The sequence below is a fragment of the Bradyrhizobium denitrificans genome, from assembly GCF_013179005.1.
Taxonomy (GTDB): Bacteria; Pseudomonadota; Alphaproteobacteria; order Rhizobiales; family Xanthobacteraceae; genus Bradyrhizobium; species Bradyrhizobium denitrificans.
Window position 1 is genome coordinate 92,482 of record NZ_JABFDP010000022.1, and the last position, 12,955, is coordinate 105,436.

At 66.3% G+C, this 12,955-nt stretch carries 13 protein-coding genes; 10 read left to right on the forward strand and 3 right to left on the reverse strand.

Features of this window, described 5'->3' with window-relative positions:
* Positions 1-97: 97 nt before the first annotated feature.
* The 4 genes from lspA (at position 98) to HL671_RS24450 (ending at position 4,399) form a co-directional block, all read left to right on the forward strand.
* The gene (gene lspA / locus HL671_RS24435) at positions 98-595 is read left to right on the forward strand and encodes a signal peptidase II (RefSeq protein WP_172239427.1); all 498 of its coding nucleotides are present in this window, start codon (positions 98-100) and stop codon (positions 593-595) included.
* Positions 596-763: 168 nt separating this feature from the next.
* Positions 764-1,462, forward strand: a complete 699-nt coding sequence (locus HL671_RS24440) for a hypothetical protein (RefSeq protein ID WP_041750465.1) — start codon at positions 764-766, stop codon at positions 1,460-1,462.
* 172 nt (positions 1,463-1,634) lie between these two features.
* On the forward strand, positions 1,635-3,020 hold the full coding sequence (locus tag HL671_RS24445; protein WP_012041952.1) for a M16 family metallopeptidase: 1,386 nt from the start codon (positions 1,635-1,637) through the stop codon (positions 3,018-3,020).
* An 8-nt stretch (positions 3,021-3,028) separates the two neighbouring features.
* Positions 3,029-4,399, forward strand: coding sequence for a M16 family metallopeptidase (locus tag HL671_RS24450; RefSeq protein WP_210264075.1), 1,371 nt, complete (start codon positions 3,029-3,031; stop codon positions 4,397-4,399).
* Positions 4,400-4,535: 136 nt separating this feature from the next.
* On the opposite strand, the gene HL671_RS24455 is transcribed toward HL671_RS24450, so the two are convergent.
* Complete coding sequence (locus HL671_RS24455; RefSeq protein WP_041750463.1) at positions 4,536-5,171, reverse strand: alpha/beta hydrolase; 636 nt, start codon at positions 5,169-5,171, stop codon at positions 4,536-4,538.
* A gap of 867 nt (positions 5,172-6,038) precedes the next feature.
* Here HL671_RS24455 and arfB point away from each other — a divergent pair.
* The 5 genes from arfB to HL671_RS24480 all read left to right on the forward strand — a co-directional run bounded on the left by arfB (position 6,039) and on the right by HL671_RS24480 (position 9,599).
* Complete coding sequence (gene arfB, locus HL671_RS24460) at positions 6,039-6,458, forward strand: alternative ribosome rescue aminoacyl-tRNA hydrolase ArfB (RefSeq protein WP_006610408.1); 420 nt, start codon at positions 6,039-6,041, stop codon at positions 6,456-6,458.
* Positions 6,459-6,677: 219 nt separating this feature from the next.
* Entirely contained in the window at positions 6,678-6,995 is a 318-nt protein-coding gene (locus HL671_RS24465; protein WP_172239505.1) for a c-type cytochrome, read from the forward strand.
* A gap of 1 nt (position 6,996) precedes the next feature.
* Complete coding sequence (locus HL671_RS24470; RefSeq protein ID WP_041750462.1) at positions 6,997-7,392, forward strand: VOC family protein; 396 nt, start codon at positions 6,997-6,999, stop codon at positions 7,390-7,392.
* A 51-nt stretch (positions 7,393-7,443) separates the two neighbouring features.
* Positions 7,444-7,992 (forward strand): hypothetical protein, encoded by a 549-nt coding sequence (locus HL671_RS24475; protein ID WP_012041946.1) that lies wholly within the window; start codon positions 7,444-7,446, stop codon positions 7,990-7,992.
* A 38-nt stretch (positions 7,993-8,030) separates the two neighbouring features.
* Entirely contained in the window at positions 8,031-9,599 is a 1,569-nt protein-coding gene (locus HL671_RS24480) for a GMC family oxidoreductase (RefSeq protein WP_012041945.1), read from the forward strand.
* Between the two features lie 202 nt (positions 9,600-9,801).
* Here HL671_RS24480 and HL671_RS24485 read toward each other — a convergent pair whose 3' ends face one another.
* Positions 9,802-10,116, reverse strand: coding sequence for a ribbon-helix-helix domain-containing protein (locus HL671_RS24485; RefSeq protein ID WP_012041944.1), 315 nt, complete (start codon positions 10,114-10,116; stop codon positions 9,802-9,804).
* A 204-nt stretch (positions 10,117-10,320) separates the two neighbouring features.
* Here HL671_RS24485 and mutL point away from each other — a divergent pair, with 204 nt between their 5' ends.
* Positions 10,321-12,177, forward strand: coding sequence for a DNA mismatch repair endonuclease MutL (mutL, locus tag HL671_RS24490; protein ID WP_172239430.1), 1,857 nt, complete (start codon positions 10,321-10,323; stop codon positions 12,175-12,177).
* Between the two features lie 221 nt (positions 12,178-12,398).
* On the opposite strand, the gene rsmD is transcribed toward mutL, so the two are convergent.
* A complete protein-coding gene (gene rsmD, locus HL671_RS24495) occupies positions 12,399-12,953 on the reverse strand; it encodes a 16S rRNA (guanine(966)-N(2))-methyltransferase RsmD (protein WP_012041942.1) in 555 nt (184 codons plus the stop codon).
* Positions 12,954-12,955: the final 2 nt, after the last annotated feature.

Here is a 12,955-nt window from a genome sequence, read left to right on the forward strand (position 1 = left end):
CCGGACACTCCCCGTGCGTCCGCCCCTCCCCCCAACCCTCTCCCCGTAACAACGGGGCGAGGGAGCGCACCGTCGTCTGCGGAGCACTTTTCGTCCAATGACCCCCCGCCTCCGCCTCGGCCTGCTCGCCGGCCTCGCCACGCTGGTCATCGACCAGGCCTCCAAGCTGTGGCTGCTCTATGTGTTCGACCTGCCGAACCGCGGCACCGTGAAGGTCACACCGTTCTTCGACCTCTATCTCGCCTGGAACATCGGCATCTCCTTCGGTTGGCTGCAGAACGAGAGCGCGCTCGCGCAATATGGGCTGATGGCGGTGAAGGCCGTCGCTGTGGTGGCGCTGGCGATCTGGATGGCGCGGTCGGAAACCAAGCTCGCCACGGCGGCGCTCGGCATGATCATCGGCGGCGCCATCGGCAATGGCATCGACCGGCTCGCCTATGGTGCGGTGGTGGATTTTGCGCTGTTCCATGTCGAGATCGGCGGCACCGTGTACAACTGGTACATCTTCAATCTGGCCGACGTGGCGATCGTTGCCGGGGTGGCGGGCCTGCTGTATGACTCCTTCTTCGGCGGCCCCGCCGCAAAAGCGCCCTGATCGGGGTCGATACCGGTCCTGCCGATCTGGGCTCAAGAGCCTGAGGTTCTTCACGTTTTCGGGATCGGCGGATGACCGGACGACCCGCTTGCGGAGGGTCCGCGAGTGTCGGGGTCACGGTTGGTTCGTCTGATCACGAGCACTGGACAAGCGAGGACAGGGAAAGCCATGCGCAAGACCGAAGTCAGCGGCCGGATCGTGACCAGCACGGCCATTCGCGCTCTGCGGCTGTCCGCCGTGGCGCTCGGAATCGGCCTCATGATGGCCGCCGGCACCGCGCGCGCCCAGGACGACGACGAAGACGACAAGACCTTCGAAGAGAAGATCATCGACAATCTGATGCGCGGGATCGGCGGCACCAACATGGAGACGCCGACGATCGACTACCGCGAGCGTTCGCCGCTGGTGGTTCCGCCCAAGCTCGATCTGCCGCCCCCGGCGGCGGCCGCGGCACAGGCCACGGCGCCGAACTGGCCGAAGGACCCGGATGAGCAGCGCCGTCGTGCCGCCGCGGCTGCGCGCAAGAAGGAAAACAAGGATCCCGTCGCGTCGGCGCGTCCGCTGACGCCCGCCGAGATGCGCGCCGGACGCACCGCGTCCGCCAAGCAGACCGAGCCGGTCCAGCCGGGCGTCACCAACAATCCGATGCTGAGCCCGTCGCAGCTCGGCTTCAAGGGCGGCCTGTTCGGCATGTTCAAGGGCAATGACAGCGAGGCGAAGCCGTTCACCAGCGAGCCGCAGCGCGAAAGCCTGACCCAGCCGCCGCCCGGCTACCAGACGCCATCGCCGAGCTATGCCTACGGCACCGGTCCGCAGGAGCCGCTGGGTGCCAAGCAGATGGACATCATGACCGGCAAGGAACGGTAATTCCGTCCGCCGCCCCAAGGTCTCCGGAACCGCCGGCAGTGCCGGCGTTAGCGAAATTTAATGTCTTGCGGCAGCACCATGCATCGCCGCTTTGTGACGCCGGGCTCCGTCCCGCGCGGTGTAGCATGCTGCGCTCAAACCCGATCGCCCCTCTCGGGCCTTCAGAAGGATCATGATGTCCTCGCACCGGTTCATCCCCGTCGCTGCCGCGCTCGTCTCTCTGCTCGCGTTCACGGCCGGCGCTGCGGCGCAAACGACGTTTGCCTCCGAGCCCCCCGCCAGTTTCACCCTTCCGAACGGCCTGCAGGTCGTCGTGATCCAGGATCACCGCACCCCGGTGGTCACGCAGATGATCTGGTACAAGGTCGGCTCCGCCGACGAGACGCCCGGCAAATCGGGACTGGCGCACTTCCTCGAGCACCTCATGTTCAAGGGCACCGAGAAGCATCCGGCCGGCGAGTTCTCCAAGACCGTGCTGAAGATCGGCGGCAATGAGAACGCCTTCACCTCGGTCGACTACACCGGCTACTTCCAGCGCGTGCCGCGCGATCAGCTGCCGAAGATGATGGAGTTCGAGGCCGATCGCATGACCGGCCTGGTGCTGAAGGATGAGAACGTGCTGCCCGAGCGCGACGTCGTGCTCGAGGAATACAACATGCGCGTCGCCAACTCGCCGGAAGCCCGCCTCAACGAGCAGATCATGGCGGCACTCTACGTCAACCATCCCTATGGCCGGCCGGTGATCGGCTGGAAGCCGGAGATCGAGAAGCTCAGCCGCGAGGATGCGCTGGCGTTCTATCGCCGCTTCTACGCGCCCAACAACGCGATCCTGGTGATCGCGGGCGACACCGACGCCAAGGAAGTGCGGCCGCTGGTCGAGCAGACCTTCGCCAAGATCCCGTCGCAGGCAGACATTCCCGCACGCAGGTTGCGGCCGCAGGAGCCGGAGCCGGTCGCGCCACGCACCGTCACCTTGGCGGATCCGCATGTCGAGCAGCCCTCGATGCGCCGCTTCTATCTGGTGCCGTCGGCCACGACAGCCGCCCCCGGCCAGTCGGCCGCGCTCGACGTGCTGGCGCAGCTGATGGGCAGCGGCAGCAATTCCTATCTCTACCGCGCACTGGTCGTCGACAAGCCGCTCGCGATCAATGCCAGCGCGTCCTATCAGGGCACGTCGCTCGATCCGACCCAGTTCTCGATCGCGGTTGCACCGCGGCCCGGCGTCGATTTCGCCCAGGTCGAGGCGGTGGTCGACAGCGTCATCGCCGAGATCGCGCAGAACCCGGTTCCGGCCTCCGACCTCGAACGCGTCAAGACCCAGCTGATCGCGGAGGCGATCTACGCCCAGGACAACCAGGCCACGATGGCGCGCTGGTATGGCGGCGGCCTCACCACCGGCCTCAGCATCGAGGACATCAGAAGCTGGCCGGACCGCATCCGCGCCGTCACCGCCGAGCAGGTGCGCGCCGCGGCGCAGACCTGGCTGCAGAAGACGCGATCCGTCACCGGCTATCTGGTCAAGGACAATGCGGCCAAGCGCGAGGAGAAGCGGTCGTGATCAGCACAATGACCTTCGCCCGCCGTTTCGCCTGCGTCCTCACCGTCGCGGCCGCAGCGCTCACGATCGCTCCGGCCGCAGAGGCCGCGACCAAGATCCAGCGCCTGGTGTCGCCCGGCGGCATCGAAGCCTGGTTCGTGCAGGACGCGACCGTGCCCTTGATCGCCATGGAATATGCGTTCCAGGGCGGCGCCGCGCAGGACCCTGCCGGCAAGCCCGGCGTCGGCAATCTCGTCGCCGACCTGCTCGACGAGGGCTCCGGCGAGCTCGATTCCAAGACCTTCCACGAGCGGCTCGACCGCCGCGCCATCGAGCTCTCGTTCCAGGTCGCGCGCGACAATTTCCGTGGCTCGCTGCGGATGCTGCGCGACAACAAGGACGAGGCGTTCGAGCTGTTGCGCGCGGCGCTGACCTCGCCGCATTTCGACAGCACCGACGTCGAGCGCATCCGCTCGCAGGTGCTCTCCGGCCTGCGCCGCGAGACGACCAATCCGAGCGCGCTGGCGGGCCGCAAATTCCTCGAGCTCGCCTTCCCGAACCACCCCTATGGCCGCCCCTCCAACGGCACGCTGGAGAGCGTGCCGACCATCACCGTCGACGATCTCAAGGACTACACCCGGCGCGTGCTCGCCAAGGACACGCTGAAGGTCGCGGTCGTCGGCGACGTCGATCCGGCCACGCTCGGCAAGCTGCTCGACCAGACCTTTGGCGCGCTGCCCGACAAGGCTCAGTTGACGCCGGTGCCCGACATCGTCGCCACCAAGCCGCCGGAGCGCGTGCTCGTGTCGCTCGACGTGCCGCAGACCGTCATCACCTTCGGCGGCCCCGGCATCCGCCGGCACGACCCGAACTTCATGGCCGCCTATGTGGTGAACCACGTTCTCGGCGGCGGCGGACTGTCGTCGCGGCTCTACAAGGAAGTGCGCGAGAAGCGCGGTCTCGCCTACTCCGTCTATGACGCGCTGCTATGGATGGATCACTCCGCGCTGTTCATCGGCAACACCGCCACGCGCTTCGACCGCGCCGGCGAGACCATCGCCGCCGTCGAACAGGAGATCCGCCGCATCGCCGAGGACGGCCCGACCCAGCAGGAGCTCGACGAGGCCAAGTCCTACATCAACGGCTCGCAGATGCTGGCGCTCGACACCTCCTCCAAGCTGGCGCAGGCGATGCTGCAATATCAGCTCGACAAGATGCCGATCGACTACATCGAGAAGCGCAGCGAGATCGTCAACGCCGTGACGCTCGACGACGCCAAGAAGGCGGCCAAGCAGCTCTGGAGCCAGGGCCTGCTGACCGCCGTCGTCGGCCGCACCCCGCAGGCCGCCGCCGAGCCGGCCCAGGCCCCTGCCACCGCGCCTGTGACCAAGACGAACTGAGGCGGGCGGCCGGGCCGAAGCCGCATCGGCGCGGCGAAGGCCCGAGCATCCTCGTCTTTACGGGTCGCTGATCGACGTGGATGGCCGGGACAAGCCCGGTCATGACGGATGGAAAGACACGGGCATAAATCGCCACTCAAGAAGCGCGCTCGCTGATTGCTTCGGGAACTGTCCTCGTCAGCCACGCGCGTGCGATCGCGACGTCCTCCGATGTGATCGCATGGCCGGTGTCGAGGACATGATGTGTCACATCAGCGCCGGCGCGTATCAGCGTCTGCGCCAGCCTCAGACCATCGCCACGAGAACGCCGGCTGTCGTTCGCGCCGTCTATGATCAGCACAGGCGTCGCCTGCATCGTCGTCGGCAGTTCTCTCGATAGTGGGGACAGCGGCCGAAACAGAATGGCCCCTCTCAGCAATCCGGGCCGCATCAGAAGCAGCGCAGCGGCCATGATCGCACCATTCGAAAAACCAACGGCGACCGGAGCTGCAAATCCGTGATGGTCGCGACATGAATTCAGAAAGCCGGCCAGAGCCTCCAGCCGCTCCGTGATGTCAGCTTCATCGATGGTTCGGTTTGAATGACGGCAGAAAAACGCAAAGCCTCCTTCGATCTCGACCGTGCCGCGTACCGCCAGGCTCGACATCGCAGGACCGAGGTCTCGAGCCAAAGCCAGCAGGTCATGTTCCGTGCCGCCGGTCCCGTGCAGCAGGAGCAGGGGTGAGCCAGCAGGATCGGCTCCTCGGAGGAAGCGGTGAGCCATCTCACTCATGCCGGCCACGATACCATATCGGCCGGCCGACGACAGTCCCAGCCGGCATCAAATTCTGAAAAAGCAAAATTTCTTGCGCATTATCGGAATCTATGATTGTATGTCCGCATCCCGCCTCACTGCGGAGGGGCGTTGCGCGCGATCGTCACGACACGCGAGGCGGGGAGGCGGTGGCCGCGAGAGGTCGCAGCGTCCTCTTCTCGAGGGCGCGGACGAACGATCTGTCGCGGACGTGAAGTCGCAGCGTCCCGATACCCCGATGCTGGTATCACGCGCCGATGCGCAAGCGTCGCGCAATGGTGGCCAGAAAGCCCGGCGCACCAGGGAGACTGCGTATAAGCGTGAAGCCCATCGCGCGGGGAATGCCGGGATGTCTCGGCTGAACCTGTGGTACCTGCCGCCTGCATTTTTTTCGCAGGCGGGCCATGGGTGCGGCCAGCACCCGGCATTCCCCGCGCCCTCTGCACTCCTCGCGAGGGACGAGTTTAACGCGGAGCTCGGGCATGAGATGCCGCGAGACCGCGGAGCCATGTCCTTTGACGCCGCGCCTGTCCCTTGCGTTCCCTCGGCTGTTTGAAGCGTGAATCCGCCCTCCCCACCACCGTCATCCCGGACAAGCGATGACGCGCGCCCGCGCGGCGCGGCGCCGATCGGGGGTCCAAACTCCGCAGTCGACCTGATGCGGAAGGGATCAACGATCAACCTGCCACAAAGCTTGTCCTGGGGTTATGGATCCCGGCGTTGGCCGGGATGACAGCGGAGGCTTTGGCAGCTGTCCCAGGCCAACCACGTCCCCATGACGAGCCGCGCACGCCTCCCCTAAAGCCGCTATGGTGCGCGCGAAAACCTCGATTCCCCTGGTGCCCCATGCTGCGGATTTCCCGCGACCTCGCCATCGACGAAAACGACATCGAGATCTCGTTCGTCCGCGCCTCCGGCCCCGGCGGACAGAACGTCAACAAGCTGTCGACCTCGGCCCAGTTGCGCTTCGACACCAGCAGGATCACGCTGCCGGAGGATGCGGCGGCACGGCTGGCGCGCCTCGCGGGCCAGCGCATGACCAAGAACGGCGTCATCGTGATCCAGGCCGAACGCTTCCGCACCCAGGAGCGCAACAAGGCCGACGCCATCGAACGTCTCGTGACGCTGCTGCGCGAAGCGATGGTGCGGCCGAAGGTGCGGCGCCCGACCAAGCCGACTTTCGGCTCCAAGCAGCGCCGGCTCGAAGGCAAAAAGCTCCGCAGCGACGTCAAGGCGGGACGCGGCGCGCGCCGTTTCGACGATTAGTCCGCAACACTGACATATGCTGCGTCGCGCACGACTGCTGCGCACGCTTTGTTCTCGCTGAAACAGCCCGCTACTACCACGCCGCGCCAGCTGCGACCTAGGCTCAAGAAAAATGATGAGCGAGGATCGATGTCGGGACGGCGTGCGGCGCAATACGCGCTTCTTCTGTGTGGGTCATTCATTGGCGCGGTGCTGAGCACCACGATTGCGTTTGCGCAGATGGCCCTGCCTGCCCCAAAGCCTGTCGATGGCGCGACCTTGTTCAAGCAGCAATGCGGTGTCTGCCATACGCTGAGCAGCGCCGAGCCGATGCGGCAGGGACCGCCGCTGACGAAAGTCGTCGGCCGACGCGCAGGTTCGGTCGAAGGCTTCCGCTATTCGGCCGGCTTCGCCAAGGCCGATTTCACCTGGGATGAGGCCAGGCTCGATGCTTGGCTGACCAACCCGCAAGAGCTGATCCCCGGCGCCGTGATGGCCTACCGCCAAGCCAAGCCCGACGTGCGCGCCGCGATCATCACCTATCTGAAGGACAATTGAGATGGCAAAACCGGTTCATTCGATGATCCGCGTGCTCGACGAAGCCAAGGCACTCGACTTCTACAAGCGCGCCTTCGGCCTGGAGATCGCCGACAATCTGCGCTTCGACGGCTTCGCACTGATCTATCTGCGCCATCCGTCGTCGCCGTTCGAGGTCGAGCTGACCGTCAATTACGACCGCAAGGAGCCGTATACGCTGGGCGACGGCTATGGTCATCTCGCCGTCGTCGTCGACGATCTCGATGCCGAACATGCCCGCTTCGAGCGCGAGAACCTGTCGCCGGGCCCGTTGCGCGACTTCAAGCACAATGGCGCGACGTTGGCGCGCTTCTTCTTCGTCACCGATCCCGACGGCTACAAGATCGAGGTGATCCAGCGCGGCGGCCGCTTCGGCTGAGCCGCGAGACCAACCAAAAACATAAGTAACAAACACACGGAGGAAATAGCCATGAGAGAAGTCGATCGCCGCAACAAATACGACCGCCGCGTCTTTCTCAAGGGCGCGGCCTCGACCGTGCCGGCCGCCGCCGTCGCCTCCGCGACCGGCCTCGGCATCACCGATGCCTGGGCCGAGGATGCCAAGGCGCTGACCCCGGCTACCCTGAAGACGCTGGTGAAGGTCGCGCGCGACATCTATCCGCACGACTTCCTCGCCGACCGCTATTACATCGTCGCGGTCAAGCCGTGGGACGGCAAGGCCGCCGAAGATGCCGCCGTCAAGGCGATGATCAATGACGGCATCGCCCGGCTCGACCAGGATGCGAAGGACCGCCACAAGGTGCCGTATGCGCAGGTGCCGTGGGAGGCCGACCGCGTCGCGCTGCTGCAGGGCATCGAGCAGACCACCTTCTTCAAGACCATCCGCGGCGACCTCGTGGTCTCGCTCTACAATCAAAAAGAGCTCTGGCCGAAATTCGGCTACGAGGGCTCCTCCGCCGAGCATGGCGGCTACATCAACCGTGGCTTCTCCGACATCGACTGGCTGCCGAAAGCCTGACGCCGGCGAACAACAACGAGAACACGGAGTAAACCACAATGGCAAAATTCGATCAGAACGATTCGAGCGTCGTCGTCATCATCGGCTCGGGTGCCGGCGGCGGCACGCTCGGCAACGAGCTTGCGCAGAAGGGCATCAAGGTCGTTATTCTCGAAGCCGGCAATCGCTACGAGATTCCGGACTTCATCAACGATGAATGGGAGAGCTTCACCCAGCTCGCCTGGACCGACATGCGCACGACGTCCGGCACCTGGCGGGTGGCGAAGGACTTCGCCAATCTGCCGGCCTGGATCGTGAAGGCGGTCGGCGGCTCCACCGTGCACTGGGCCGGCGCCTCGCTGCGCTTCGAGGAGCACGAGTTCAAGGCCCGCACCACCTATGGCGGCGTGCCCGGCGCGAGCCTGATGGACTGGCCGGTGACGCTCGCCGAGATGGAGCCGTGGTACGCCAAGGCCGAGTTCAAGATGGGCGTGACCCGCACCAACGACATTCCCGGCCTGCCCGGCAACAACAACTTCAAGGTGCTCGAGGCCGGCGCCCGCAAACTCGGCTACAAGACCGTGCACACCGGCAACATGGCGATCAACTCGCAGCCGCGCGACGGCCGCGGCGCCTGCCAGCAGATCGGCTTCTGCTTCCAGGGCTGCAAATCCGGAGCGAAATGGTCGACCCTGTACACCGAGATCCCGAAGGGCGAGGCCACCGGCAATCTCGAAGTGCGTTCCGGCAGCATGGCGATCAAGATCGAGCATGATGCCTCCGGCAAGGTCACCGGCGTGGTCTATGCCGACAGCCAGGGCAAGATGCAGTTGCAGAAGGCCCGCATCGTCGCCGTCGCCGGCAACTCGATCGAGAGCCCGCGGCTCCTGCTCAACAGCGCCTCGAACCTGTTCCCGGACGGCCTCGCCAACTCCTCCGGCCAGGTCGGCCGCAACTACATGCGGCACATGACCGGCAGCGTCTATGCGACGTTCGAGAACCCGGTGCACATGTATCGCGGCACCACGATGGCCGGCATCGTCCGCGACGAGGCAGCGTTCAATCCGAAGCGCGGCTTCGTCGGCGGCTATGAGATGGAAACGCTGTCGCTCGGCCTGCCGTTCATGGCGGCGTTCCTCAATCCCGGCGCCTGGGGCCGCAGCTTCACCGCGGCCATGGAGACCTATCCGCGCATGGCCGGCATGTGGCTGGTCGGCGAGGACATGCCGCAGGAGACCAACCGCATCACGCTCGACCCGGTCGCCAAGGACAAGTTCGGCATGCCGGTGGCGTCAGTGCATTTCGACGATCATCCGAATGACGTCGCGATGCGCGCCCACGCCTACAAGCAGGGCTCGGCGATCTACGAGGCGGTCGGCGCCACCGTGACCTATCCGACCACGCCCTATCCCTCGACGCATAATCTCGGCACCAACCGGATGAGCGAGAAAGCCAAGGACGGCGTCGTCAACAAGTTCGGCCAGACCCACGACATCAAGAACCTGTTCGTCTCCGACGGCAGCCAGTTCACCACGGGCGCGGCGTGCAACCCCACGCTGACCATCGTGGCGCTGGCGATCCGCCAGGCCGACTACATCGCGGGCGCGATGCAGAAGAAGGAGATCTGACCCCCGGGGTGATCGCGAGTTCGCAGCATCCGGCACGACGGCTCGACGTGACCTCTCCCCGCTTGCGGGGAGAGGTCGGATGCCATCGCAAGATGGCATCCGGGTGAGGGGGACTCTTCACGAGCGCGGTCTGTGGAGAGTCCCCCTCACCCTGCCCTCTCCCCGCAAGCGGGCCGAGGAAGACGAGAGACTGCCCGAGCGGCTACTCGGCAGCGTCCATGATCGCAGCCGCCGCGCGAAAATCCGGCAGCGCGGCGGTCGCCTTGGCGCGGTAGATCAGACAGGAGCAGCGCAACAGCGAGGCAAAATTCTTCACCTCGCCGTGATGATCGAGCACCTCGGCGTAGAGCGTGGTCACGAATTTGGCGAGGCTCATGCCTTCCTTGGCGGCGATCTCCTCGAGCGTGTCCCAGAACGCCATTTCGAGCCGGATCGATGTGCTATGGCCGCCGATCCGCAACGAGCGGGTCTGCGACTCATAATCGTGCTGAGGCTGGTGTGCGAACAGACGGCACATGGGCTTCCTCCGGCTGATTGTGATTTTCGTGAAACGATATACTGGCCCCGCCCGCCTCACAATCCCGTTGGAGAACGTGGCTTTCGCCTGCCGCACTGCGTGAAAAAGGCTATTCTACCGTCACAATTGTGGCGAGCGGCAGCGTGGCTCCGCGCCGCTGCGGTGGCTACAACAGCACATCCGAATCCTCCGACAGTCTGCCTCATGCCCGTCCGCCAGCTTCCCGAACAGATCATCAACCGCATCGCCGCCGGCGAGGTGGTCGAACGCCCCGCGAGCGTGGTCAAGGAGCTGGTCGAGAACGCGATCGACGCCGGCGCCAGCCGCATCGACATCTTCACCGATGGCGGCGGGCGGCGGAAGATCGCGATCACCGACGATGGCGGCGGCATGACCGCGGCCGATCTGGCGCTCGCGGTCGAGCGCCATGCGACATCGAAGCTCGACGATGAGGATCTGCTGCAGATCCGCACCCTCGGGTTCCGCGGCGAGGCGCTGCCCTCGATCGGCTCGGTGGCGCGGCTGTCGATCACGACGCGGCACAAGAGCGAGCCGCATGCCTGGGCGCTGCAGGTCGATTGCGGCGAGAAATCACCGGTCGTTCCGGCGGCGCTCAATCAAGGCACGCGCGTCGAGGTCGCCGACCTGTTCCACGCCACGCCAGCGCGTCTGAAATTCCTCAAGACCGACCGCACCGAGGCCGAGGCGATCCGCGAAGTGGTGCGGCGGCTGGCCATGGCGCGGCCTGACATCGCCTTCACCATTGCCGGCGAGGAGCGCGCGCCGGTGACCTGGGCCGCGGCCCTGCCGGGGGCGCCCGGCCAGCTGACGCGGCTCGGCGACATCCTGGGTGCTGACTTCCGCAGCCATGCCATCGCGGTGCAGAGCGCGCGGGAGAGCGTCGCGGTCGAAGGCTTCGCGGCCGCGCCGGCGCTGACGCGGGCCAACGCGCTCGGCCAATATCTGTTCGTCAACGGCCGTCCCGTGCGCGACAAGCTCATCCTTGGCGCGGTGCGCGCGGCCTATGCCGACTATCTGCCGCGCGACCGTCATCCCGTCGTGGCGCTTTTCGTGACGCTGGATCCACGCGAGGTCGACGCCAATGTGCATCCGGCCAAGACCGAGGTGCGCTTCCGCAATGCCGGTCTGGTCCGTGCGCTGATCATTCACGCGCTGAAGGAAGGCCTGGCGCGTGAGGGACGCCGCACCGCTGCCAATGACGGCGGCGCGACCATTGCCGCGTTCCGCCCGGCGTTCGCGCCGCCGCGCCCCAACCCGGGTCCCATGAACTGGGATTGGCAGCGCTCGCCATCGGCGCCCGCCGCGCCGGTGCCGCGCGATCACGGCGCGGATGCGATGCCCGCCGCTGCGGCGTTCTCGCCTGCGGCCTTTGCCGAGCCGGCCCAGGCCGCATTCGACGTCGGCGGCCCGCGCGCCGATCTGCGCCTGCACGAGCAGCCGGCCGCGCCCGACCTGCTCGACCGTCCGCTCGGGGCAGCGCGCACGCAGCTCCACGACACCTATATCGTGGCGCAGACGCGCGACGGCCTCGTCATCGTCGACCAGCACGCCGCCCATGAGCGCATCGTCTATGAGCGGCTGAAAGCCTCGCTATCCGCGCATGGCGTGCAGCGGCAGATCCTGTTGATCCCGGATATCGTCGAGCTTGATGAGGCCATCGTCGAGGCGCTGCTCGCGCGAACCGATGAGCTGGCCTCGTTCGGTCTCGCCATCGAATCCTTCGGTCCCGGCGCGGTGGCGGTGCGCGAGACGCCGTCGCTGCTCGGCAAGATCAATGCAGCCGGGCTGCTGCGCGATCTCGCCGAACACATGGAGGAATGGGGCGAGGCGCTGCCGCTGGAGCGCCGCCTGATGCATGTCGCCGCCACCATGGCCTGCCACGGCTCCGTTCGCGCCGGCCGCCGCCTCAAGCCGGAGGAGATGAACGCACTGTTGCGCGAGATGGAAGAGACGCCGAACTCCGGCCAGTGCAATCACGGCCGTCCGACCTATGTCGAGCTCAAGCTCGCCGATGTCGAAAGGCTGTTCGGGAGGAGATAGGAGACGGCCTGGCGATCGACGAGGAGCGGCACGACGACAGATGCAAACGAGCTGTCGTCCCGGGCAAGCCGCAGCGGCGCGAAGCGCCGCGGAGGTGCAGACCCGGGACCCATGTGCCGCAGCTGACGTGAGGGAAAAGATCGGCGTGGCGAGCAGCCTGCGCCCAACGTAATTCTGTGGTTATGGGCCCCTGCGTTCGCAGGGGCGACACCGAGCAAGGATCAAGGGCGGCGCAGGAACACGAACTCGGTGTCGTCATAAGCGCGGCGCTCGAGTTCTTCAAAACCCTCGGGCGCCTTGAACGCGGCGGCTTTCGACTCCTCGACCACCAGCAGCGCTGACGGCACAAGCCAGCCGCCGTCGCGCAGCGAAGCCAGCGCCGTCTCGGCCAGACCCTTGCCATAGGGCGGATCGAGAAACACCAGCGAGAATGGTTCGACCGGATAGGCCGGGCCGAGGTTGGTGGCATCGCGGCGGTAGACCTTGGTCACGCCGCCGAGGCCGAGCGCCTCGACATTGTTGCGCAACAGCGCCCGCGCCTCGGCGCCGTTGTCGACGAACAGCGTGAACGCGGCGCCGCGCGAGACCGCCTCGATGCCAAGCGCGCCGGTGCCGGCAAACAGGTCGAGCACGCGCGCGCCGTCGATCGGATCGTCGTAGGCGTGCACGAGGATGTTGAACAGCGCCTCGCGCAGCCGGTCCTGGGTCGGCCGGATGTCGCGCGAGGCGGGCGAGGCGATGTTGCGGCCCTTCAGCCGTCCACCGACGACACGCATCG

Bases quoted from the DNA above. Each gene is read 5' to 3' on its own strand.
- lspA (WP_172239427.1), top strand. From the start codon at position 98: ATGACCCCCCGCCTCCGCCTCGGCCTGCTCGCCGGCCTCGCCACGCTG.
- HL671_RS24440 (WP_041750465.1), top strand. From the start codon at position 764: ATGCGCAAGACCGAAGTCAGCGGCCGGATCGTGACCAGCACGGCCATT.
- HL671_RS24445 (WP_012041952.1), top strand. From the start codon at position 1,635: ATGATGTCCTCGCACCGGTTCATCCCCGTCGCTGCCGCGCTCGTCTCT.
- HL671_RS24450 (WP_210264075.1), top strand. From the start codon at position 3,029: ATGACCTTCGCCCGCCGTTTCGCCTGCGTCCTCACCGTCGCGGCCGCA.
- HL671_RS24455 (WP_041750463.1), bottom strand. From the start codon at position 5,171: ATGAGTGAGATGGCTCACCGCTTCCTCCGAGGAGCCGATCCTGCTGGC.
- arfB (WP_006610408.1), top strand. From the start codon at position 6,039: ATGCTGCGGATTTCCCGCGACCTCGCCATCGACGAAAACGACATCGAG.
- HL671_RS24465 (WP_172239505.1), top strand. From the start codon at position 6,678: ATGGCCCTGCCTGCCCCAAAGCCTGTCGATGGCGCGACCTTGTTCAAG.
- HL671_RS24470 (WP_041750462.1), top strand. From the start codon at position 6,997: ATGGCAAAACCGGTTCATTCGATGATCCGCGTGCTCGACGAAGCCAAG.
- HL671_RS24475 (WP_012041946.1), top strand. From the start codon at position 7,444: ATGAGAGAAGTCGATCGCCGCAACAAATACGACCGCCGCGTCTTTCTC.
- HL671_RS24480 (WP_012041945.1), top strand. From the start codon at position 8,031: ATGGCAAAATTCGATCAGAACGATTCGAGCGTCGTCGTCATCATCGGC.
- HL671_RS24485 (WP_012041944.1), bottom strand. From the start codon at position 10,116: ATGTGCCGTCTGTTCGCACACCAGCCTCAGCACGATTATGAGTCGCAG.
- mutL (WP_172239430.1), top strand. From the start codon at position 10,321: ATGCCCGTCCGCCAGCTTCCCGAACAGATCATCAACCGCATCGCCGCC.
- rsmD (WP_012041942.1), bottom strand. From the start codon at position 12,953: ATGCGTGTCGTCGGTGGACGGCTGAAGGGCCGCAACATCGCCTCGCCC.